At 61.8% G+C, this 254-nt stretch carries 1 protein-coding gene; it reads right to left on the minus strand.

Going from position 1 to position 254, the window contains the following annotated elements:
* Nucleotides 1–254: endonuclease/exonuclease/phosphatase family protein (locus tag AC5IJH_RS18410; protein ID WP_491904277.1), on the minus strand; the 254-nt coding region annotated here is incomplete at both ends.

Raw genomic sequence — 254 nt, forward strand, 5'->3', positions numbered from 1 at the left:
CGCTCGATCATGGTGCGATAACGGGCGCGCGGCTCGGGCTGGAAGAGCGCATCGCGGCTCCACGACTCGGCTTTGTGGCAGTCGATATCTTCCGGGATGACATTGAAATCGCCGCCAATGATGGTCGGCGTGCCGCTCGAGAGCCAGCGCGCCATCTGGACCAGCAGACGATCCATCCAGGCCAGCTTGTAGACGAACTTCTCGCTGCCGATGGGATTGCCGTTTGGCGAGTAGATGTTCACGATGCGCAGCCC

Source organism: Candidatus Dedyshia acidiphila, assembly GCF_051025295.1.
Lineage (GTDB): Bacteria > Acidobacteriota > Terriglobia > Terriglobales > Acidobacteriaceae > KBS-83.